This window comes from Gilliamella sp. B2717 (assembly GCF_026536675.1).
GTDB classification, from domain to species: Bacteria; Pseudomonadota; Gammaproteobacteria; order Enterobacterales; family Orbaceae; genus Gilliamella; species Gilliamella apicola_I.
Window position 1 is genome coordinate 166499 of the sequence record NZ_JAFNNQ010000002.1, and the last position, 21720, is coordinate 188218.

The following is a 21720-nucleotide window of genomic DNA, read 5'->3' on the forward strand; positions in this document are numbered from 1 at the left end:
TATAAATTACCGAACTTAACTTAGGAATTATTATGGAACTTCTTTGTCCAGCAGGTTCATTGCCATCACTAAAAATAGCCATCGATAATGGTGCTGATGCCGTTTATATTGGTTTAAAAGATGATACTAATGCGCGTCATTTTGCTGGTTTAAATTTCAATGAGAAGCGATTAATTGAAGCCGCTGATTATGTACATAAACGTGGTAAAAAATTGCATATTGCGATAAATACTTTTGCACATCCTGAAAATTTTCAGCGTTGGCAACATGCAGTTGATACCGCGGCTAACATTGGTGCTGATGCGTTAATTATTGCTGATCTTGCTATGCTTGATTATGCTGCCGAAAAGTACCCTAATCTTGAACGCCATGTTTCCGTTCAAGCCTCTTCAACCAATGAAGAGTCAATTAAGTTTTATTATAATAATTTTCAGGTTCATCGTATTGTATTGCCACGTGTTCTGTCGATGCATCAAGTTAAACAGTTATCAAAAGTTTCTCCCGTCCCTTTAGAAGTTTTTGCCTTTGGTAGTTTATGTATAATGGCTGAAGGTCGTTGCTATTTATCGTCTTATTTAACAGGTGAATCACCTAATACCGTTGGGGCATGTTCTCCGGCTAAATTTGTGCGATGGGAAGAGACCGACAAAGGTCTTGAATCTCGTTTGAATAACGTATTGATTGATTGTCATAAAAAAGGTGAAAATGCCGGTTATCCAACCCTATGTAAAGGACGTTATTTTGTTGGAGAACAGCTTTATCATCCAATTGAAGAACCAACCAGTTTAAATACCATTGAGCTATTACCCGAGTTATTTGCTGCCAATATTGCATCGGTCAAAATTGAAGGACGTCAACGCAGTCCAGCTTATGTTGAGCAAGTAACCAAAGTATGGCGACAAGCAATTGACCGTTATAAAGCAAACCCACAATCATTTCAAGCTGAACAACATTGGATGGATACATTAGGCTCTGTGTCGGAAGGAACACAAACGACATTGGGTGCTTATCACCGTAAATGGCAATAATGAGTATTTTAGACTTTAAATTCATATTATTGGAAAAGACACTTATTAAAAATAAAGTGGCATTACTTTAATTTATATTGTTGAATTTATTTAATAAAATATCATTTTAAATGATTTGATAAATGATCTAACATAAATCAATATAGTGAGCAAAACTATGAAATATGCATTAGGCCCAGTGCTTTATTATTGGCCTAAAACCGAAACAGAAACTTTTTATCATGCGGCAAAAGAAAGTGAAGCCGATATTATTTATATGGGCGAAACAGTTTGTACTAAACGCCGTGAAATGAAAGTCCCTAACTGGCTTGAATTAGCTAAAGAAGTCGCTAAATCAGGTAAACAAGTTGTGCTTTCAACGTTGGCTTTGCTTGAAGCTCCATCTGAATTAAATGAATTAAGATTACTCGTTAATAATGGCGATTTTTTAATTGAAGCCAATGATTTAGCTGCAATTAATATCGCTCAAGAAAATAAATTGCCTTTTGTTGCCGGCCCTGCGATTAATTGCTATAACGCTTACACATTAAAATTATTACAAAAACAAGGTATGGTACGTTGGTGCATGCCCGTTGAGCTTTCTCGGGATTGGTTAGCAAATGTACTAAATCAATTTGATAGTCTCAATATCGAGCGAAATTTTGACGTTGAAGTTTTCAGTTACGGTTACCTGCCGTTAGCCTATTCAGCTCGTTGTTTTACGGCACGTTCAGAAGATAAACCCAAAGATAAATGCGAAACATGTTGTATCAAATACCCTGTTGGGCGTGAAGTGTTTTCACAAGAACAACAAAAAGTGTTTGTTCTAAATGGGATCCAAACACAAAGCGGTTATTGCTATAATTTAGGTAATCAACTCAAAGAGATGAAAGGATTAGTTGATATTGTTCGTATTTCACCACTTGGGTTGGAAACATTGGATATTGTGAAACAGTTTAGAGCGAACGAAGAAGGATTAAATCCGCTACATATAGAGCATAAACGAGACTGTAATGGGTATTGGAATGGGATTGCAGGACTTGAACTTAACCAGTAAAAAGTTTTCTCATCAAAAGTTTAGAGCAGAATTTCCTGCTCTGAACAATGAAAACGTGTATCTTGATTCAGCCGCAACCTCACTCAAGCCCCAAGCGATGATCGATGCGACACTGGAATATTATGCACACAATACTGCAACTGTTAAACGCAGTTTGCACCCTAATGCCTTACAAGTGACTGAAATAATAAATCAAGCTCGGCAAAATGTCGCAGATTGGATTAACGCTTCAACCAGCAGTGAAATTATTTGGACAAGTGGTACGACCGAATCCATTAATCTTATTGCGCAAAGCTACGCTCGACCTTTGCTAAAAGCTGGTGATGAGATTATTGTCAGTGAATTAGAGCACCATAGCAATTTATTGCCATGGCTAATTGTTGCAGAGCAAACGGGTGCCAAAGTAATAAAATGGTCATCGGTCATTGATGATCTGACTTCACTTCTATCCGAACGCACAAAAATTGTCGCCATTACACAAATGTCCAATGTGACAGGATCTTGTCCGGATTTAGCAGCGATTAGCCAAATCGTTCACCAATATAATGCCATTTTAGTGGTGGATGGTGCTCAAGGTATTGTTCATCATCCCATTGATGTTGATAAACTTAATATTGATTTTTATGCATTTTCAGCGCATAAATTATATGGTCCAACAGGACTCGGTGTATTATATGGTAAACAAATTTTGCTTGAGACTATGCCCGTTTGGCATGGTGGAGGTAAAATGCTAAAAAGTGTCTCTTTCGATCACTTTATACCTGAGCAACATCCGTATAAATTTGAAGCAGGCACACCCAATATCGCCGGAATGCTAGGCTTTAATGCAACGTTTGAATGGCTAAAACGTTGGGATTTTAATCAAGCACAAATATATACCGAACAATTAGCCGATTATGCAAAATCACAACTTAGTAAACTAACCAATATTCAATTTTACAGTGTAAATAATAGTTCAATCATCACATTTAATATCCACAATATTCATCATAATGATATTGCTATCTTATTAAGTGAACAAAACATTGCAATACGCACTGGTGAACTTTGTGCTCAACCATTAATGCAAAAGCTAGGTTGCCAAGGTGTCATTCGTCTTTCTTTGATGCCTTATAATAACAAACTCGATATCGATCGTTTTATAAATGCATTACAACATGCAATACAAATCTTGGATTAATTGTATTATCACCAGCTTTTGTTAACTTTAAATATTTATCATTATGTAAACGACAAATAGGTCTATATTATGCTATCACAGCAAACATTAACGGAATTATTATTGAAGCAACAAAACTGGCAAGATCGTTATCGGCAAATCATTGCGTTATCAAAACAATTGCCTGATTTTCCAGCCGATTTAAAAACGGATAATAACCAAGTCAATGGTTGTGAAAATCGAGTTTGGCTTACTTTTCAAAAACAAGCTGATGATACTTTTGTTTTTCAAGGTGATAGTGAGGGTCGAATTGTTAAAGGGTTACTCGCAATTTTACTTATCATTGCAAATCATAAAACAGCGAAGCAAATTCAGGCTATCGATTTTCAGTTTGAATTAAGTAAACTTAAAATTACCGACGAGCTTAGTCAATCTCGCCTAAAAGGATTAGATAAATTAATAGAGCGAATTCAATCAGTTAATTAGAATAATAAAAGGGCGAAATATCTTTCCGCCCTTTCATCGATTTCACTTTTTACTTATCTAAATAAGTAAAAAGTGTGATAACTTTTTTAACACCAGCTACTTTACTGGCAACAACTGCAGCAGCTTTACCCTCTTCAGGTTTGACAATACCAATTAAAAAGACTTCGCCATTTTCGGTAACGACTTTAATATTTCTGGCTTTTGTTGCCGAATTTAAGACTAATTGTGATTTAACTTTGGTTGTAATCCATGCGTCATTGGTAATGGTTCCTGCACCAACAGACTCACCGATACGAATTTGATTAAATACTTTTTTGACACCTTCAACTTCATGAGCAAGATTTTCGGCTTTCATACTCTGTTCATTATTTGCTTGTCCGGTTAAAAGAATATTACCGTCATAAGCACTCGTTGAAATACGTGAACCAATAAAAGCTGATGTATTTTCTTTTAATTTCATACCCATTCGTGAATTCAGCGTTGTATCATCAACTTGAGTCCCGGTTGTACGCGGATCTGAAGCAACTTTGGCTGTAGCCGTTGCACCGGCTCCAATTACCGCAGCAACACAGCCTTGTAACATCAATGAGCCAGACATTAATATTACCGTTAAGGCAATTTTTCTCATTATAACTCCTTCATTTATGGCTTAGTAATGTGTAACTTATGACAAAATAAATTGATTTTATTATGCCTTGCACACAGTAATTTGCAAAACAATTTTACTGTTATTCATAATAATTATTGTTTATTTTTTTAAAAATAATAAACGAAAAACAGTAAAACAGACTGACGTCTATTTAAAAAATCTGTTATCTTTATACACTAAACTATATATTGATATTTTATAGGCTAATATGGAACAGGATTATATTGATTGGCTATATGGTTTGTCAGCGCCAATGGTAATATTAAATAAAAGATATGGAGCAAGCTATACCTCACCTTTTTTTTATCCTAACGATGATTTTATAGATTTGAAAGAGAGTTGGGAAATAGATTCTCGGGAAACTTTACTTGATTGCGTTTTCACCATGATTGATGATGGACATGCACCATTATTATCTGAATTCTATTCTAAATATTCTCAATTGTCTGAATTTGATTGGCTCAGCTTTTATGAACGTCAAACTGACTATCATAAAGTGATACTTACATTTGTTGAGCAAACATTTCCTATCTGTAATACTGCGGGAATTCGTAGTTGGGATTATGCCCGAATGGCTTATCTTTTACGACTTGGCACGACGAATAAATATGTAACTGAAGAGGAATGTTTGTGGATTTTGCATAGAATTGGGTTACGTTCAACATACTTTTATCATTCTTGGCAACACTACCTTGTTAGTTGGTTTATTGGTTTACAATATTGGAATAATTTACAGATTAAAGACGATTTAGAAAAATTACGCTGTGAATTATCCCGTCCATCTAACGTCACATCCATGGCAAATTTATATGAAGACAAACAAGCACCCTTTAACCGGTTACCATGGTTTATTGATATTGAAAAATTTGAAAAACCAGAATCATTGACGGAGTATGATTGGTTATGAATGAACATATTTGGCAACTACTCGAAATAGAAAAAACGAATGATACCGTCGCAATACGTCAAGCCTATCGAGCCAAGTTACCTTTTTATCATCCCGAAACAGACCCGATTGGATTTAAAGCTTTACGTGAAGCTTATGAGTTTGCAATACAGTATGCACAGTCAACCGAACAAATGGATGGGCAATCACAACAAGAATCACAAGAGCAAGCAGTCACTCACCCCCTTACAGAAAAACAAATCAAAGAAAATGAAATTTGTACTGCTTATCAAGCACTTTTGAATGATCCACAACGGTGTTTTAACGCCGATGAATGGCAAAAATTTATTAGTTCATTTTACGATTACCCAATGGCAATCATTGATTCGGTAAAATGGCGTCTATTAGAAATAAGTTATGAAGCAAGCAATGTATCAAACGCTTGTATCAAACTGTTAGCGGATAATTTGCGTTGGTGCCAACAACTGAAAATACAATCTCCCAATCAATCTGAAAGGTATGATATCTTTTTAAATCATATTGAGAGTGAAGATTTATTTGACTATACCCTGTTACCCACCACAAACAGAGCTCTGCAAGATGCAACGATAAATTATATCGATTATACCAAATGGTTATTTTACGAACGTAGAAGTAGTGATCTTTATGACTTTTTATCACAAGATACTGTCATCTATTTACCCAACGATAAAAGCTTAATGCTTCAATTAGCTAATTGGCACTGTGTTGCAAGAATCCCTAATCAAACCTTATTAGATTATGCGTTGAAATGCATCACTCAAGATGATCAAGATGAACATATCAATATCGAATGGAGATATATTGCAGCAATTCAATATACTATGCTTGATAAAAAACATGAGTCTTTACAGGCTTGGCTTGATCTTTATAACTCAGGTCATTATCAAGAAAAAGCAGCCAGTTGGATAGCGGGCTGGTGCTCACATTATGCTAGTGATTATTTTCCATTGTTAATTATCGCATTGAATAACTCTTATTGTATTGCTGCAGAAACATCAGAAACTTACCTTTACGCAGTTCCTCAGTTAACAGCAACAACGGTTGCACGACTAGCACAAATTGATCCTGATGAGTATTCCCCTGAAATTGCAAGTTTTATCAAATGGTCGTTAAATGTGAGTTGGAATTATCGTCAAATTCTTGCACTGTTGTTACTTGATGACGGTACTAATCGTTTATATCGCTTATATCGTCATGCCATTATGTTACGACATGGTAATCAAACTTTATTACAACAAATTATTGATGAACAGAGTAAAGATGACTTTGAGCATTTTATTCTACAAAATTTACAACGCCAAGCTCGGCAACATTTAACATGGCTTGAACAAATTCCACCCGTCAAAGAATTTAAAGCTTGGCTGTATGATAGTGATGAAAATACGCCCATTCCAGATAAATTTGATCCTAACTTGAATGGGTACGAACAATACTATGGTCGTTTATGGTTGGATAGATTCGATGCCATTCCGGAGCGTGCCAAAAAACATCTTGATAATTTTTCGCGTTATGCAAATATAGAGATGTTTGACTGGTTTATTTTCTTAGAATCTGAACACTATTACCAGTTTCCAACTCCACCTGATTCATCGTGTGATAAAAACGTTTATTGGGAGTGGTATCGTCAATTTATTTTAACGATGGCTATAATTAATCAACCCTACGAAACAGCAAAATATCTTCGAAAAGAAAATAATACGTTTAAATTAACCGATGATGATCAAATGCTTCCAGTGATTAATATTTTCAAATATGGAAACTGGCAAAATAAAACTGAGCTCTATAATTTAATGGATAATAATAGTGGGTTAATCAATAGTATTTTAATCAATTACCCAGATTCAATCGAATCTGATATAGACTATCCTGAAAAAATTGATTTAAAAGATATCGAAAATAAAATCGAACAATTGTGGCAAACCAAATTTGCCAATCAAAACCCTTATTATTTAATGATATTAAATGCCATTTTGTTATATAAACCTGAACAAAATCTGAAATTACAACAAACGTTAAATAAAATTGCAGGTGATAATGATGATTTACAAAAAATCGCAAATTCGCTCGAAAAACAGTGGTTATTTCCATCTTCAGTAAATAAAGATAAATATCAACATAATGATCTAACGGCTAGAATAATATATCTTAAAGAATGTTTAGCCAACTACTGTGGTCTAATTGAAGAAGATGATATCGAGATGTTAGAAGGGCTAAAAAATCATTCAGACAATAATATGATATTACGCTTATGTGCCGCCTTACTTTTAGCTAGAAATCGTGAAAATCAAAAACAAGTTGATGCATTATCTCTACCTGAAAATAAATGGTGGCAATTTTGGCGTTTAAATGGACGAACAAATCGTAAAGGATTTTGTAAACAAATTTTTTATAGTCTGTTAATTATTGGTTTTTCTGCCTTATTTCTTGATAGATATTTGTCCGACTCATCAATATATAACGAAGTTTCAAAATTTGCTTATATGATTTCGGGAATAAATATTATTTTCGCATTAAAACGACGTGCAAATGATAGTTATTTAGGTGAACCAAGTTACTTCATTATTTATACCCTATTTTTACTGATATTATTACCTTTCTGGAAACCTAGTTATAAAAAAAATAACCGATATGGACCGCCTGTGAAGGAATAGATAAACTAGTGTATAAACTTCCCCTTTTATATCAATAATAAAAGGGGAGAAGTTTATAAATACTACTTTGAATAATTATCTATCAAGATCTTTAAGTTCAGACTCAATATCACAACGAAACTCATTAATTTCATCTGGATTTTGACGATTTAATACATCAAGAAATGCTTCAAGATAAGATCCAATTAAATGACGTTCATCACCAAGTGATTGCGCCCATGCACGTTCCAATCTAGCTAATAATGTACGATTTTGCATTTGATCTCGGGGATGAATTTTCAGTGATTTTAAACGTTCATGACTTTCCTGTTTTTGTTGTTCTGTTAACCCTATCGGGCTATGATCGATTACCTTGCCGTGTTGCTTACCTGTTTCAAGTACCACAACATCGACCTCTAATAATCCATTTAAATCATAACTGAAACGAATATCAATCCCTTGTATTTTTTCCATAGGCGTTAAAGGAACTTCAAACTCATCAATTAACACATTGTTTTCAACACGTGGATTTTCGCCTTGATAAACGGCTATAGAAATCAATTTTTGTTGTGGACGACTAGTATAAAAAGTCTTCACTTTTGAAGTCGGTACAATTGTATTGCGTTCAATAATAGGTGAAAATAAACCATGAACATTATCCGACGCACTTTCAATACCTAATGTGTAGGGACAAACATCGGTCAAAATAACTTCTTCCACATCTTTATTACGCAATCGACAAGCTGCTTGAACTGCAGCACCTTGTGCCACAATAGTAGTCGGATTAATATGGCGATAAGGTAATTTGCCAAATAATTTGGTGACCAATTCACGCACAACGCCCAATTGAGACGAACCACCCACTAACACAATATGTTCTAGTTGATTCGGCTTCAACCGAGCATCACTTAACGCTTGCTCGATCGGTGCTCGAAGGCGATTTAATAATGGCAACCAAATCATTTTAGCTCGATTTTCGTTAAGCTCAAATTGCCACTCTTTATCCTGCCAGAACCAAGTTAAATGTTGCATCTGTTCGCCGTTTAACTTGCATTTTAACTGTTCAGCTAAATCAAGTAATCTGGCATAATCATCGGCTGAAACATCTTGCTGTTTAATATTCCATTCACTTAAGCAAGCTTTAACAATATCATGAGTAAAATCTTCTCCACCTAAATAATTATCGCCCGCCGAAGCATGGACTTCGATAATTGGCATAGAGTATTCAAGTACGGTGACATCAAATGTCCCCCCACCCAAATCAAAAACTAATGTATTACCGGATTGTTCATCATGCAAGCCATATGCCATGGACGCTGCAGTTGGTTCATTAATTAAACGTACCGCGTTTAATCCAGCAAGTTCAGCTGCAAAACGGGTTTGTTTGCGCTGCTCATCATTAAAATAAGCAGGGACAGAAATCACCACATCATGAATGTTTTGTTTTAGAAAAGCTTCAGCATCAGCTTTTAAAGATTTTAGGACAATTGCAGAAAGTTCTGTTGGCGTAAACTTCTTATCGCCTAATTCAAAAACTTTATTCGATCCTAAAAAACGTTTAAATGCTGATGCACTTTGATTGGGATGAGTTGTTAATCGTGATAACGCTGCTCGACCAACTAAAATGGATCCATCTTCATCAATACTTATTGCTGATGGTGTTACCACTTCTCCAATTGCGTTGGGAATCAGCGTCGGTTTACTATCTTGCCAAACACAAATTAAGCTGTTTGTTGTACCTAAATCAATACCTATTGGGGGATGCATAAATCGTCTATTCTCTTATGTACTTAAATATTATTAGTTATTAGTTATTAGTTATTAGTTATTAGTTATTAGTTATTAGTTATTAGTTATTAAAAAAATTTTAAACGCAGTATTATATACTGTATTACTATTTTAATGACAATTTTATTTGATTAAAATAATCAGTATACTTTATTGTATAAAATTGAAGTTTAGTAATATGATTTTTATCGTAATAATTAATTATTTTATTTCACCTCAGTAATTTGACTGACTAAAATCCCTTCTTTTAACTTTGTTGTGATACATTCACCCACTTTCACTTGTTGACTATTACAAATCACATCATCATGTTGGTTAGTGGTAATTGAATAACCCCGCTCTAACGTTGCCAGCGGACTTAAGTTATTAAGTTGTGATGTTTGTAAAACAAATTGATGTTGCGACATTGCTAATTTTTGTTTAATCATATTAATCAGTTGCTGTTGCTTTTGATATAATGTCTGACCATAAAACGTGATGTGATATTCTGGCGAAACACCCAATAACTTTCTATCTAATCGATTATATTGATTAGTAAGTTTAAGCAAATATTGTTGAATATTTTCATATAACGCATGTCGATAAGTAATGAGTCGATTTAATTGTTGAGATAGCTTTGCTTGGGGATGTTCCGCTTGAAGTCGATGAAACCATGTATTCAATATTTCGCGTTGTCTTGTTAAGTAATAATCCATCGCCATCGATAAATGTTGTTCTTGTATCAAAATTCGCCGAATCTGTTCTTTATTGTCATGACTAACAAGCTCTGCGGCAGCGGAAGGCGTCGCTGCTCTCACATCAGCAACAAAATCAGCTATTGTGAAGTCAATTTCATGTCCAACTGCACTTACAATAGGTAGTTGACTAGCAAATATCGCTCTTGCAACCACTTCTTCATTGAATGACCAAAGATCTTCAAGCGATCCACCTCCTCGCCCGACAATCAACACATCACACTCTTGACGTGCATTTGCTATTTGGATCATCTTGGCAATTTGACCAGCAGCTTCTGTACCTTGAACTTGGGTCGGATAAATAATTACCTGTAAACTGGGATCTCGGCGTTTTAAAATCTGACAAATATCATGTAATGCTGCTCCAGTAGCTGAGGTGATGATACCGACAGTACGAATATTTTCCGGTAAACTTTTTTTATAGATAGGATCAAATAGCCCTTCATCAGATAGTTTTTGTTTTAATTGCTCAAATTTTTGTTGCAGTAATCCTGCACCAGCCGGTTGCATTTTATCAATGACTAATTGATATTCTCCACGTGCTTCGTACAATGTCACCATCGCTCGAACTAAAACTTGTTGTCCATTTTGCGGTGTAAATCCTATTCGAAAATTACTATTTCGAAACATCGCACAACGCACTTGGGCAGCATCATCTTTAAGCGTAAAATACCAATGCCCTGAAGATGGACGAGAAAAATTCGAAATTTCGCCAACTAACCAAATTTGACCAATCGCATCAGAAAGTAGATCTTTGACCATTTGATTAAGATCTTTTACCGATAAAATCGAATTATTCAACATGTACTCATCCTTCTTAATGACACTAAAATTTATGTTAAATCGAATTCTGCCCAAATTGGCGCATGATCAGACGGTTTGTCCATGGCTCGAATATCATAATCAATGCCAGTTTGTTGACAATAGGATAACAATTTTTGACTAGCTAAAATTAAATCGATGCGCAGTCCAGTAAAGGTATCAAAACCTTTAGATCGATAATCAAACCATGAATAGTCTTGTTCAGTTGGATGTGCATGACGGTAAGTATCGATAAAGCCTAGTGACATTAAATTATCCATCCATTCCCGCTCTTCGGGTAAAAATGAACATTTACCAGTTCGTAACCAACGTTTACGACTATCATCAGAAATACCAATATCTAAATCGGTTGGGCAAATATTCATATCTCCCATTATCAAGGATAACTGATTACTCAATTGATGTTGCCGTAAATAATCAATCAAATCATGATAAAACTTACGTTTGGCAGGATATTTAACTTCATGATGCATACTTTCACCCTGCGGAAAATAGCCATTTATCACGGTTAAATTTCCTTGGTTGGTCGGTAACTCTGCCATAATTAAACGGCACTGAGCATCATCACTATCGGTTGGAAAGCCACACTGCACTGATATTAGTTTTTGTTTGGTTAATAACGCAACACCATAATGTCCTTTTTGACCATGATAATGTAAGTGATAACCAAATTGCGCTAACTCTTCGACAGGAAATTGATCATTATGAACTTTGGTTTCTTGTAAACCAATTATGTCGGGCTGATGTTTATCGATAATTGCGGCTAACTGATGAATGCGTGCACGCAGACTATTAATATTAAATGAGATAACTTTCATGATAAATTTATTATATTCGATTTGATGTTTAGATTTAACCATGCTATCAAAAATACGATATACTGTTAAGCTATTACAGTAAAAGCTACCATTTGTGATAAAGGAATCACCGAATATGTCCACGGAATTACTTGAACTACGCAATAAAATTGATGAGGTCGATAAATCAATTTTATCACTCATTACTCAGCGATTAGCCTTAGTCGCCGAAGTTGGTGAAGTAAAAAGCAAATATGGTATTCCAATTTATGATCCTAAGCGTGAAGCTGAGATGTTAGCGAAAAGACGGCAAGAAGCAGAAAATTTAGGTATTTCTCCAGCGCTAATCGAAGATATATTACGACGACTAATGCGAGAGTCTTATATTAGTGAAAACGACAAAGGTTTTAAAAAAGTTTACACAGGTAAAGGATCAATTGTCATTATCGGTGGTAATGGTCAAATGGGGCGGTTGTTTGCACAATTATTCACCCTATCTGGCTATGAAGTTAAAACATTAGGTTCCAAAACTATGAACCAAGCCTCGCAGGTAGTTGCCGATGCCGCTGCAGTCATTGTGACCGTACCAATTAATAAAACCTGTGAAATCATTCGACAATTACCGACTCTACCTAAAAATTGTATACTAACCGATTTCACTTCTATCAAAGTAAAACCGCTTCAAGCCATGTTAGAAAAACATCCTGGCCCTGTCGTTGGCTTACACCCTATGTTTGGTCCTGATGTACCTAATTTAGCAAAACAAATTATAGTGTATTGTGAAGGACGAGAGCCTGAAAAATACCAATGGCTTATTGATCAAATGCGCATTTGGGGTGCAAATTTATGTGCTATCAGTGCCAAAGAGCATGACAAATGCATGTCATTTATTCAAGCATTACGCCATTTCACCTCTTTTTCTTATGGTGTTAATTTACAGCAAGAACATGTTGATTTAGAAAAACTAATTGCCCTTTCTTCTCCTATATATCGCCTTGAACTGATGATGGTTGGCAGATTATTTGCTCAAGATCCTGAACTTTATGCCGATATCATTATGGCATCAGATGATAATATCGAATTAATTAAACGCTATTATCAGCGCTTTGGACAGATGGTTGAATTGATTGAGCAACGCGATAAGGCAAAATTTGTTGAGAATTTTAATGAAGTCACCAAATGGTTTGGTAGCTATGCACAACGTTTTATCAAAGAAAGCCAAGTTTTATTAAAATTCGCTAATGATAATAGAGAATAATTTTATTATGCATAAATATAACATCCGACATCATTAATTATAATTAGCACAAAAATCTTATGTAATTATTTATCAATAAAATTATTATTAGAAATAAAATTTAGTATGAGGAAATAAAATGTCTAATCGAAAATATTTTGGTACTGATGGGATACGAGGTAAAGTTGGACAATATCCTATCACTCCCGATTTTGCTCTTAAATTAGGTTGGGCAGCTGGACGCATATTAGCTAAAGATGGCGTGAAAAAAGTCTTAATCGGAAAAGATACGCGTATATCAGGCTATATGCTTGAATCAGCACTTGAAGCTGGTTTTGCGTCTGCCGGTGTTGCTACTGCCTTTACCGGACCAATGCCAACGCCTGCTATCGCTTATTTAACTCGTACTTTTCGAGCTGATGCCGGTATTGTCATTTCTGCTTCACATAATCCTTTTTACGATAATGGTATTAAATTTTTTTCTACCGAAGGAAAAAAACTTGCTGATTCGATTGAATTAGAAATTGAAGCAGAATTAGAAAAAGATATAGATTGTGTCGAATCCAAACAATTAGGACGTGCTAGCCGTATTACTGATGCAGCAGGCCGTTATATCGAATTTTGTAAAAGCACCTTTGATCATGAGCTAAGTCTATCGGGTCTGAAAATTGTAGTCGATTGTGCGAATGGCGCAACCTATCATATTGCGCCAAAAGTATTGCGTGAGCTCGGCGCAAAAGTCATCAAAATTGGCTGTGAACCTGACGGCGTTAATATTAATGAAAATTGTGGTGCTACTGATGTTAGAGCATTGTCAAAACGAGTTATTGATGAACAAGCAGATTTAGGTTTTGCATTAGACGGTGACGGTGATCGCATTATAATGGTTGACCATGAAGGTCGAAAAATTGATGGCGATCAGATTATTTATATCATTGCTCGCGAAGCACTTAGACAAGGTCAACTAAAAGGTGGCGTTGTCGGTACATTAATGAGTAATATGGGACTGGAAATAGCACTTAAAAACCTTGGCATACCTTTTGCTCGTGCTAAAGTTGGTGACCGTTATGTTCTTGAAAAGCTTATTGAGAAGAAATGGCGTTTAGGGGCTGAAAACTCAGGTCATGTTTTGTTATTAGATAAAACAACAACTGGCGATGGCATTATTGCTGGTCTACAAGTTTTAAGTGCTATGGTTCGCAACGATATGTCTTTATCAGATTTATGTAGTGGCATGATAATGTTACCTCAAGTATTAATTAATGTTCACTATACCGAAAAAAGTGATCCATTAAAAAATTCAGCAGTAAAACTAGCAATAGAGCAAGTTGAAAAAGAACTTGATGGTAACGGGCGGGTATTAATTCGCAAATCTGGAACAGAACCTCTCATTAGAGTAATGGTTGAAGGCAGTGAAGAAGCCGAAGTACAAAAATTGGCTGAACGTATTGCACTAGCTGTTAAAGCTTAAAAATAATATTTTTTATATGTAATAATAAGTTTTTAATAAGTCAATACGTTTAATGAGTTTATTAAGCAAGCTCTGTTTATTTACAATTTTTTAGTAAAAAGTGTTGAATTTATTTATTTTGTTAATAATTTGTTGACTTTATATAGGTAATTGGGTTTAAAATACTAGCTTAGGGTTATTACAGCGATTGTCTATACCTTTTAATATAGATAAAACATTGTAATATTTTTTATTTTTAGGAATAAGTAAGAAGGTTATATGGCAGTTTCCTCTCCGGCTTCGCCACAGGCTTATATCAAGCACCATCTTGAAAACTTACAAGTAGGTTCAGGTTTTTGGACCTTTAATCTTGATTCATTGTTTTTTTCAATTTTTCTTGGTGTTATTTTCTTGTGGATTTTTCATCGTGTTGCCAAAAAAGCAACAAGTGGGGTACCAGGTAAATTACAATGTGCTGTCGAGATGATCTTTGAATTTGTTAATAATACTGTCAAAGACATGTTCACTGGTCAAAACAAGCTCATTGCACCGTTAGCATTAACGGTATTTATTTGGGTCTTTTTTATGAATCTCATGGATCTTATCCCGGTTGATTTCCTCCCTTACGCAGGACAATATTTAGGTTTATCTCATTTGAGAGTAGTGCCAACAGCAGATGTCAGCATTACTATGTCAATGGCTTTAGGCGTCTTTATTTTAATTATTTTCTATTCTATCAAGTACAAAGGAATTTCAGGGTTTATAAAAGATTACACCCTTCATCCTTTTAATCACTGGGCTTTTGCACCAATCAATTTAGTACTTGAACTTGTCGGTCTATTAGCTAAACCACTATCTTTAGGTCTACGACTTTTCGGTAATATGTATGCAGGTGAACTTATTTTCATCTTAATTGCGGCATTAATACCTTGGTGGTCACAATGGGTATTATCTTTACCGTGGGCCATTTTCCATATTTTAATTATTACGTTACAAGCTTTTATTTTTATGGTGTTGACGATTGTTTATTTAGCAATGGCATCGACAACGGAAGAACATTAATTTCAATATTTTTTATATTAAACTGGAGTATATAATGGAAATTTTATATGTAGCCGCAGGCATAATGATGGGATTAGCTGCTGTAGGAGGCGCAATTGGTATCGGTATACTAGGTGGTAAATTCTTAGAAGGTGCAGCACGTCAACCGGAATTAATCCCTATGTTACGAACTCAATTTTTCATTGTTATGGGGCTAGTGGATGCGATCCCAATGATTTGTGTGGGTATTGCGCTTTATATCATCTTTGCTGTTGCCGGCTAATAAAAATCTAAGAGGAATCGTCTCATGAATATGAACGCAACTCTCCTCGGCCAAGCAATTACATTTGTATTGTTTGTTTGGTTCTGTATGAAGTTTGTTTGGCCTCCTGTTATCGCTGCGATTGAAAAACGTCAAAAAGAGATAGCTGATGGACTTGCTTCAGCAGAAACAGCAAAAAAAGATTTGGAACTAGCCAAAGCAAATACATCTGACTTAATGCAACAGGCTAAGGTTGAGGCTAATGCAATTATAGAGCAAGCCAATAAACGCAAAGCAATTATTCTTGAAGAAGCACAACAAGAAGCAATTCGAGAAAAAGAACGAATTGTTGCGCAAGGATTTGCTGAAGTAGAGGCTGAACGTAAACGAGCTAAAGAAGAGCTTAAACAACAAGTCGCTACACTTGCTATTGCTGGTGCAGAAAAAATTATTGAACGCTCTGTTAATGAAGCCGCAAATAGCGACATCATTGATAAACTCGTAGCTGAATTATAAGGAGACTAGAGCAATGGCAGACTTAATTACAATTGCTCGCCCTTATGCTAAAGCTGCTTTCGAGTTTGCGGTAGAAAAAAACAATATCGAATCATGGCATAAAATGCTAATGGTAACATCTCAAGTTAGTCAAAACGAACAAATACGTAGTATTTTGACATCTGACATGAAAGCCGATTCGGTTGCAAACTTACTCATCAATATCTGTCAAGATGTATTAGATGAGTTTAGTACTAATTTTATTAAGATTATGTCTGAAAACAAACGGTTATCACTTCTTCCCGAAGTGCTTACACTGTTTGAACAATATTGTTTAGAGAGAGAAGCGCAAGCTGATGTCGATGTCATTTCGGCACAAGCACTGTCTAACGAACAACTTGATAAGATTTCTATCGCTGTTGAAAAACGTTTATCACGAAAAGTAAAACTAAAATGTCATATTGATCCATCGCTCATTTCTGGTTTTATTATTCGTACGGGCGATATGGTTATTGATAGTAGTATCAGAGGGCGTTTAACAAGATTAAATGACGCTCTACAGTCTTAAGGGGACTGATAATGCAGCTAAATTCAACTGAAATAAGTGAACTAATTAAAGAGCGTATTGCTCAGTTCAATATTGTGAGTAACGCTCACAATGAAGGAACGATCATATCGGTAAGTGATGGTATCCTTCGAATCCACGGATTAACCGATGTCATGCAAGGTGAAATGATTTCACTACCCGGAAATCGTTACGCAATGGCGTTAAACCTTGAAAGAGATTCTGTCGGTGCAGTCGTTATGGGACCATACGAAGATCTATCCGAAGGGATGAAAGTACAATGTACTGGTCGTATTTTAGAAGTACCTGTCGGCGATGGTTTATTAGGTCGGGTTATTAATACCCTTGGTGAACCAATCGACGGTAAAGGTTCAATTCAAAATGATGGGTTTTCTCCTGTTGAAGTCGTCGCACCTGGTGTTATCGACCGTCAATCGGTTGACCAAGCATTACAAACCGGTTATAAAGCCGTTGACTCAATGATTCCTATCGGACGTGGTCAACGTGAACTTATCATCGGAGACCGACAAACCGGTAAAACCGCATTAGCAATCGACGCAATTATTAACCAACGCAACTCAGGTGTTAAATGTATCTATGTTGCCATTGGTCAAAAACAATCAACCATTGCCAATGTTGTACGTAAACTTGAAGAACATGGTGCACTAAAAAATACCATTGTTGTTGTTGCATCCGCTTCTGAATCAGCGGCATTACAATACTTAGCGCCGTACGCAGGTTGTGCAATGGGCGAGTACTTCCGTGATCGTGGTCAAGATGCATTAATTGTTTATGATGATTTATCTAAACAAGCGGTTGCTTACCGTCAAATTTCATTGTTACTTCGTCGTCCACCTGGACGTGAAGCTTATCCGGGTGATGTATTCTATTTACATTCTCGCTTACTTGAACGTGCAGCACGTGTTAACGAAGCGTATGTTGAAGAGTTCACCAAAGGTGAAGTGAAAGGTAAAACAGGTTCATTAACGGCTTTACCGATTATTGAAACCCAAGCTGGTGACGTTTCAGCGTTCGTACCAACTAACGTAATTTCAATTACTGATGGTCAGATATTCTTAGAAACCAGCTTGTTTAACTCTGGTATCCGTCCTGCGGTTAACCCGGGTATTTCGGTTTCTCGTGTAGGTGGTGCTGCACAAACTAAGATAATGAAAAAATTATCTGGTGGTATTCGTACAGCCCTTGCACAATATCGTGAATTAGCGGCGTTTTCTCAGTTTGCATCTGATTTAGATGAAGCAACAAGAAACCAATTAAGTCATGGTGAAAAAGTAACTGAATTATTGAAACAAAAGCAATACTCACCAATGACAGTTGCTGAACAATCAATTGTTCTTTATGCGGCAGAGCGTGGTTATCTTGAAGATGTTGAACTCGCTAAGGTTTTACCATTTGAAGCAGCACTACTAGCTTATGCGCATAGTCAATATGCCGATTTTGTTAAACAGATTGACGAGACAGGCAATTACAATGATGAGATTGAAAGTAAGTTAAAAGCAATGCTTGATAGCTTTAAATCAACTCAAACTTGGTAAGGGTGAGGTAACAAATGGCTAATGCAAAAGAGATCAGAACGAAAATTGCCAGTATCCAAAGTACGCAAAAGATCACAAAAGCAATGGAAATGGTTGCCAATTCCAAAATGCGTAAAACGCAAGATAGAATGGCATCTTCTCGTCCATATGCCGAAATGATTCGTGAAGTAATTGGACATTTAGCGTTAGCTCAAATAGGTGCCAAACATCCTTATTTAGAAGAAAGGGATGTAAAACGAGTTGGTTATCTTATTATTTCAACCGATCGTGGTTTATGTGGTGGTTTAAATATCAATCTTTTTAAAACTGTCGTTGCTGATATGTCAGCATGGCAGGAAAAAGGTGTAGAAGCAGATGTCGCATTAATTGGTTCACGAGGGGTTTCGTTTTTCTCATCAGTAAAAACAAATATTTTAACCCAAGTGACTAATTTAGGTGATGAACCAGAATTATCTGATTTGATAGGTCCAGTAAAAACGATGCTTGAGTCGTATGACAATGGAAAAATTGATAGATTATATATCGCAACGAATAGATTTATTAATACCATGTCGCAAAAACCGACTATTCAGCAATTATTACCATTACCACATTCAGAAGATAAAAAACTCACTGCTTCAACATGGGATTATATTTATGAGCCTGATGCTAAATCGCTTTTAGATGTGATTTTACGTCGTTATATTGAATCACAGGTTTATCAAGCTGTGGTAGAAAATCTAGCGAGTGAACAAGCAGCAAGAATGGTGGCCATGAAAGCAGCAACCGATAATGGTGCAAATTTAATCAATGAATTACAGATTGTGTATAACAAAGCACGTCAAGGTGCGATTACCAATGAATTGATTGATATTGTATCGGGCGCAGCTGCTGTTTCAGGTTAATGCTAAATATATTGGCTTATAGTTAAGAAAAAGACGTAGAGGAATAAAAATGGCTACTGGAAAGATTGTCCAGATCATCGGTGCGGTGGTTGATGTCGAATTCCCAGAAGATGCAGTACCAAAGGTATATGATGCATTAGAAGTGGAAACTGGCGCCGAAAAATTAGTTCTGGAAGTTCAGCAACAATTAGGTGGTGGCGTTGTTTGTTGTATCGCAATGGGATCATCTGATGGTTTAAGACGTGGACTTAAAGTCGTCAACACAGGGCACGGCATTGAAGTACCGGTAGGTACTAAAACACTAGGTCGTATTATGAACGTACTTGGTGATCCTGTTGATAAAGCAGGTCCAATTGGCGAAGAAGAGCGCTGGGCTATTCACCGTGCAGCGCCAACCTATGAAGAACTGGCTAACTCAACTGAGTTACTTGAAACCGGTATTAAAGTTATCGACTTAATTTGTCCATTTGCAAAAGGGGGCAAAGTCGGTCTTTTCGGTGGTGCAGGTGTAGGTAAAACCGTTAACATGATGGAGTTAATCCGTAACATTGCTATCGAACATTCTGGATACTCTGTATTTACAGGTGTTGGTGAGCGTACTCGTGAGGGTAATGACTTTTATCATGAAATGAAAGAATCAAACGTACTTGATAAAGTATCGCTTGTTTATGGTCAGATGAATGAGCCACCTGGAAACCGTTTGCGCGTAGCGTTGACAGGATTAACAATGGCTGAAAAATTCCGTGATGAAGGTAAAGACGTACTCTTATTTATCGATAATATTTATCGTTATACCTTAGCCGGAACAGAAGTATCGGCACTATTGGGTCGTATGCCATCAGCAGTAGGTTATCAGCCAACATTAGCCGAAGAAATGGGTATCCTTCAAGAACGTATTACATCGACTAAAACTGGTTCAATTACATCAATTCAAGCCGTATACGTACCAGCCGATGACTTGACAGACCCATCACCAGCGACAACCTTTGCTCACTTAGATGCAACAATCGTATTAAGTCGTCAAATCGCTTCATTAGGTATCTATCCTGCGGTTGATCCACTTGATTCAACCAGTCGTCAATTAGATCCATTGGTTGTTGGTCAAGAACACTATGATTGTGCACGAGGCGTGCAATCAATTTTACAACGCTATCAAGAATTAAAAGATATTATCGCTATTCTTGGTATGGATGAGTTATCAGAAGACGATAAATTGACCGTGGCTCGTGCACGTAAAATTCAACGTTTCTTATCTCAACCATTCTTCGTTGCCGAAGTGTTCACTGGTTCACCAGGTAAATATGTGCCATTAAAAGATACAATCAGTGCTTTTAAAGGTATCATGAACGGTGATTATGATCACATTCCTGAACAAGCATTCTATATGGTTGGTTCAATCGATGAAGCGATTGAAAAAGCGAAATCTCTGTAAGAGATTCATTGAACGGAGATAGTATTATGGCACTAACTTCCTATCAATTAGAAGTTGTTAGTGCTGAATCTCACCTATTTTCGGGTGATGTTCAGCGAATCAGAGTCACAGGTATTGAAGGTGAACTCGGTATTTACCCGGGTCATACGCCACTGCTTACTACCATTAAACCAGGTATGGTGGGTATTGTGAAACCCAATGGTGAAGAAGAATTTATCTACCTATCGGGTGGTATATTAGAAGTTCAACCTAATATAGTAACAATCTTAGCTGATACGGCTATTCGAGGCGAAGATTTAGATGAAGCCAGAGCACAAGAAGCAGTCAGACGTGCCCAAGAACATATTAATCACCCAAGTGATGATATGTCATTTGCACAAGCCTCTGCTGAATTGTCAAAAGCTTTAGCTAAAATGCGTGTTATCGAATTAACACGCCGTATTGGACAATAGTTTCGTTATTAAAATCAAAAAGATTACAAAAATTAATTTTGTAATCTTTTCTGCTTTTCCAATAGTCCTGTTCAGTACCCCAATAACGACAAGTCTTCATATTCACACTGTGAAGTAAAACCGTTTATTACTTTTATAATTGAATTGAATAATTAATTCATCTTTTTTTATATTGTTAAATTTTTATATCGTAAATAAAAAAAATTAAAAATGTGAATACTGCTAAGCAAACTGCAAAATTTACTTTGAGTAAGATAAATTATGAACGTTTTGTGTGTGTTTTTCTTTG

At 36.0% G+C, this 21720-nt stretch carries 20 protein-coding genes; 16 read left to right on the forward strand and 4 right to left on the reverse strand.

Translation table 11 applies throughout. The annotated features are described in order from the left end of the window. Window positions 1-32: 32 nt before the first annotated feature. From ubiU to csdE, 4 genes are all read left to right on the forward strand, one after another. Entirely contained in the window at window positions 33-1028 is a 996-nt protein-coding gene (ubiU, locus tag J3U35_RS00830; RefSeq protein ID WP_255556881.1) for a ubiquinone anaerobic biosynthesis protein UbiU, read from the forward strand. Between the two features lie 157 nt (window positions 1029-1185). Then, window positions 1186-2064, forward strand: a complete 879-nt coding sequence (locus J3U35_RS00835) for a U32 family peptidase (protein ID WP_267358926.1) — start codon at window positions 1186-1188, stop codon at window positions 2062-2064. Beyond that, on the forward strand, window positions 2033-3244 hold the full coding sequence (csdA, locus tag J3U35_RS00840) for a cysteine desulfurase CsdA (RefSeq protein ID WP_267358928.1): 1212 nt from the start codon (window positions 2033-2035) through the stop codon (window positions 3242-3244). Before J3U35_RS00835 ends, csdA begins: the two co-directional genes overlap by 32 nt. A gap of 69 nt (window positions 3245-3313) precedes the next feature. After that, entirely contained in the window at window positions 3314-3709 is a 396-nt protein-coding gene (csdE, locus tag J3U35_RS00845; protein ID WP_267358930.1) for a cysteine desulfurase sulfur acceptor subunit CsdE, read from the forward strand. Between the two features lie 49 nt (window positions 3710-3758). Here csdE and dolP read toward each other — a convergent pair whose 3' ends face one another. Then, window positions 3759-4337 (reverse strand): division/outer membrane stress-associated lipid-binding lipoprotein, encoded by a 579-nt coding sequence (gene dolP, locus J3U35_RS00850; RefSeq protein WP_267358932.1) that lies wholly within the window; start codon window positions 4335-4337, stop codon window positions 3759-3761. A gap of 229 nt (window positions 4338-4566) precedes the next feature. Between dolP and J3U35_RS00855 the strand changes: the two genes are divergently transcribed. Next, window positions 4567-5265: a DUF1266 domain-containing protein gene (locus J3U35_RS00855; RefSeq protein WP_267358934.1), complete on the forward strand. Its 699-nt coding sequence runs from the start codon at window positions 4567-4569 to the stop codon at window positions 5263-5265. Next, on the forward strand, window positions 5262-7937 hold the full coding sequence (locus tag J3U35_RS00860) for a hypothetical protein (protein WP_267358936.1): 2676 nt from the start codon (window positions 5262-5264) through the stop codon (window positions 7935-7937). The genes J3U35_RS00855 and J3U35_RS00860 overlap by 4 nt, the downstream gene beginning before the upstream one ends. Before the next feature lie 75 nt (window positions 7938-8012). On the opposite strand, the gene J3U35_RS00865 is transcribed toward J3U35_RS00860, so the two are convergent. The 3 genes from J3U35_RS00865 to xthA all read right to left on the reverse strand — a co-directional run bounded on the left by J3U35_RS00865 (window position 8013) and on the right by xthA (window position 12078). Beyond that, window positions 8013-9683: a molecular chaperone HscC gene (locus tag J3U35_RS00865; RefSeq protein ID WP_267358938.1), complete on the reverse strand. Its 1671-nt coding sequence runs from the start codon at window positions 9681-9683 to the stop codon at window positions 8013-8015. A 227-nt stretch (window positions 9684-9910) separates the two neighbouring features. Continuing rightward, window positions 9911-11242 carry an exodeoxyribonuclease VII large subunit gene (gene xseA / locus J3U35_RS00870; RefSeq protein WP_267350264.1) on the reverse strand — a complete coding sequence of 444 codons (1332 nt, stop codon included), beginning with the start codon at window positions 11240-11242 and terminating at the stop codon, window positions 9911-9913. 29 nt (window positions 11243-11271) lie between these two features. Continuing rightward, complete coding sequence (gene xthA / locus J3U35_RS00875) at window positions 11272-12078, reverse strand: exodeoxyribonuclease III (RefSeq protein ID WP_411596791.1); 807 nt, start codon at window positions 12076-12078, stop codon at window positions 11272-11274. Between the two features lie 115 nt (window positions 12079-12193). On the opposite strand from xthA, the gene tyrA reads away from it, so the two are divergent. The 10 genes from tyrA to J3U35_RS00925 all read left to right on the forward strand — a co-directional run bounded on the left by tyrA (window position 12194) and on the right by J3U35_RS00925 (window position 21431). Next, on the forward strand, window positions 12194-13315 hold the full coding sequence (gene tyrA / locus J3U35_RS00880) for a bifunctional chorismate mutase/prephenate dehydrogenase (protein ID WP_267358941.1): 1122 nt from the start codon (window positions 12194-12196) through the stop codon (window positions 13313-13315). 118 nt (window positions 13316-13433) lie between these two features. Further along, entirely contained in the window at window positions 13434-14765 is a 1332-nt protein-coding gene (glmM, locus tag J3U35_RS00885) for a phosphoglucosamine mutase (protein WP_267358943.1), read from the forward strand. 258 nt (window positions 14766-15023) lie between these two features. Beyond that, a complete protein-coding gene (gene atpB / locus J3U35_RS00890; RefSeq protein ID WP_065558537.1) occupies window positions 15024-15806 on the forward strand; it encodes a F0F1 ATP synthase subunit A in 783 nt (260 codons plus the stop codon). Between the two features lie 34 nt (window positions 15807-15840). Then, a complete protein-coding gene (gene atpE, locus J3U35_RS00895) occupies window positions 15841-16068 on the forward strand; it encodes a F0F1 ATP synthase subunit C (protein WP_370632135.1) in 228 nt (75 codons plus the stop codon). 24 nt (window positions 16069-16092) lie between these two features. Beyond that, window positions 16093-16563, forward strand: coding sequence for a F0F1 ATP synthase subunit B (atpF, locus tag J3U35_RS00900; RefSeq protein ID WP_065558535.1), 471 nt, complete (start codon window positions 16093-16095; stop codon window positions 16561-16563). A 13-nt stretch (window positions 16564-16576) separates the two neighbouring features. Then, complete coding sequence (gene atpH / locus J3U35_RS00905) at window positions 16577-17110, forward strand: F0F1 ATP synthase subunit delta (RefSeq protein ID WP_267350255.1); 534 nt, start codon at window positions 16577-16579, stop codon at window positions 17108-17110. Between the two features lie 11 nt (window positions 17111-17121). Further along, window positions 17122-18663: a F0F1 ATP synthase subunit alpha gene (gene atpA, locus J3U35_RS00910; RefSeq protein ID WP_220216303.1), complete on the forward strand. Its 1542-nt coding sequence runs from the start codon at window positions 17122-17124 to the stop codon at window positions 18661-18663. A gap of 14 nt (window positions 18664-18677) precedes the next feature. After that, window positions 18678-19547 (forward strand): F0F1 ATP synthase subunit gamma, encoded by an 870-nt coding sequence (gene atpG, locus J3U35_RS00915; protein WP_065558532.1) that lies wholly within the window; start codon window positions 18678-18680, stop codon window positions 19545-19547. A gap of 49 nt (window positions 19548-19596) precedes the next feature. Beyond that, the gene (gene atpD, locus J3U35_RS00920) at window positions 19597-20979 is read left to right on the forward strand and encodes a F0F1 ATP synthase subunit beta (RefSeq protein WP_065558531.1); all 1383 of its coding nucleotides are present in this window, start codon (window positions 19597-19599) and stop codon (window positions 20977-20979) included. A 26-nt stretch (window positions 20980-21005) separates the two neighbouring features. Beyond that, the gene (locus tag J3U35_RS00925) at window positions 21006-21431 is read left to right on the forward strand and encodes a F0F1 ATP synthase subunit epsilon (RefSeq protein WP_220216301.1); all 426 of its coding nucleotides are present in this window, start codon (window positions 21006-21008) and stop codon (window positions 21429-21431) included. The last annotated feature ends 289 nt before the right edge of the window (window positions 21432-21720 follow it).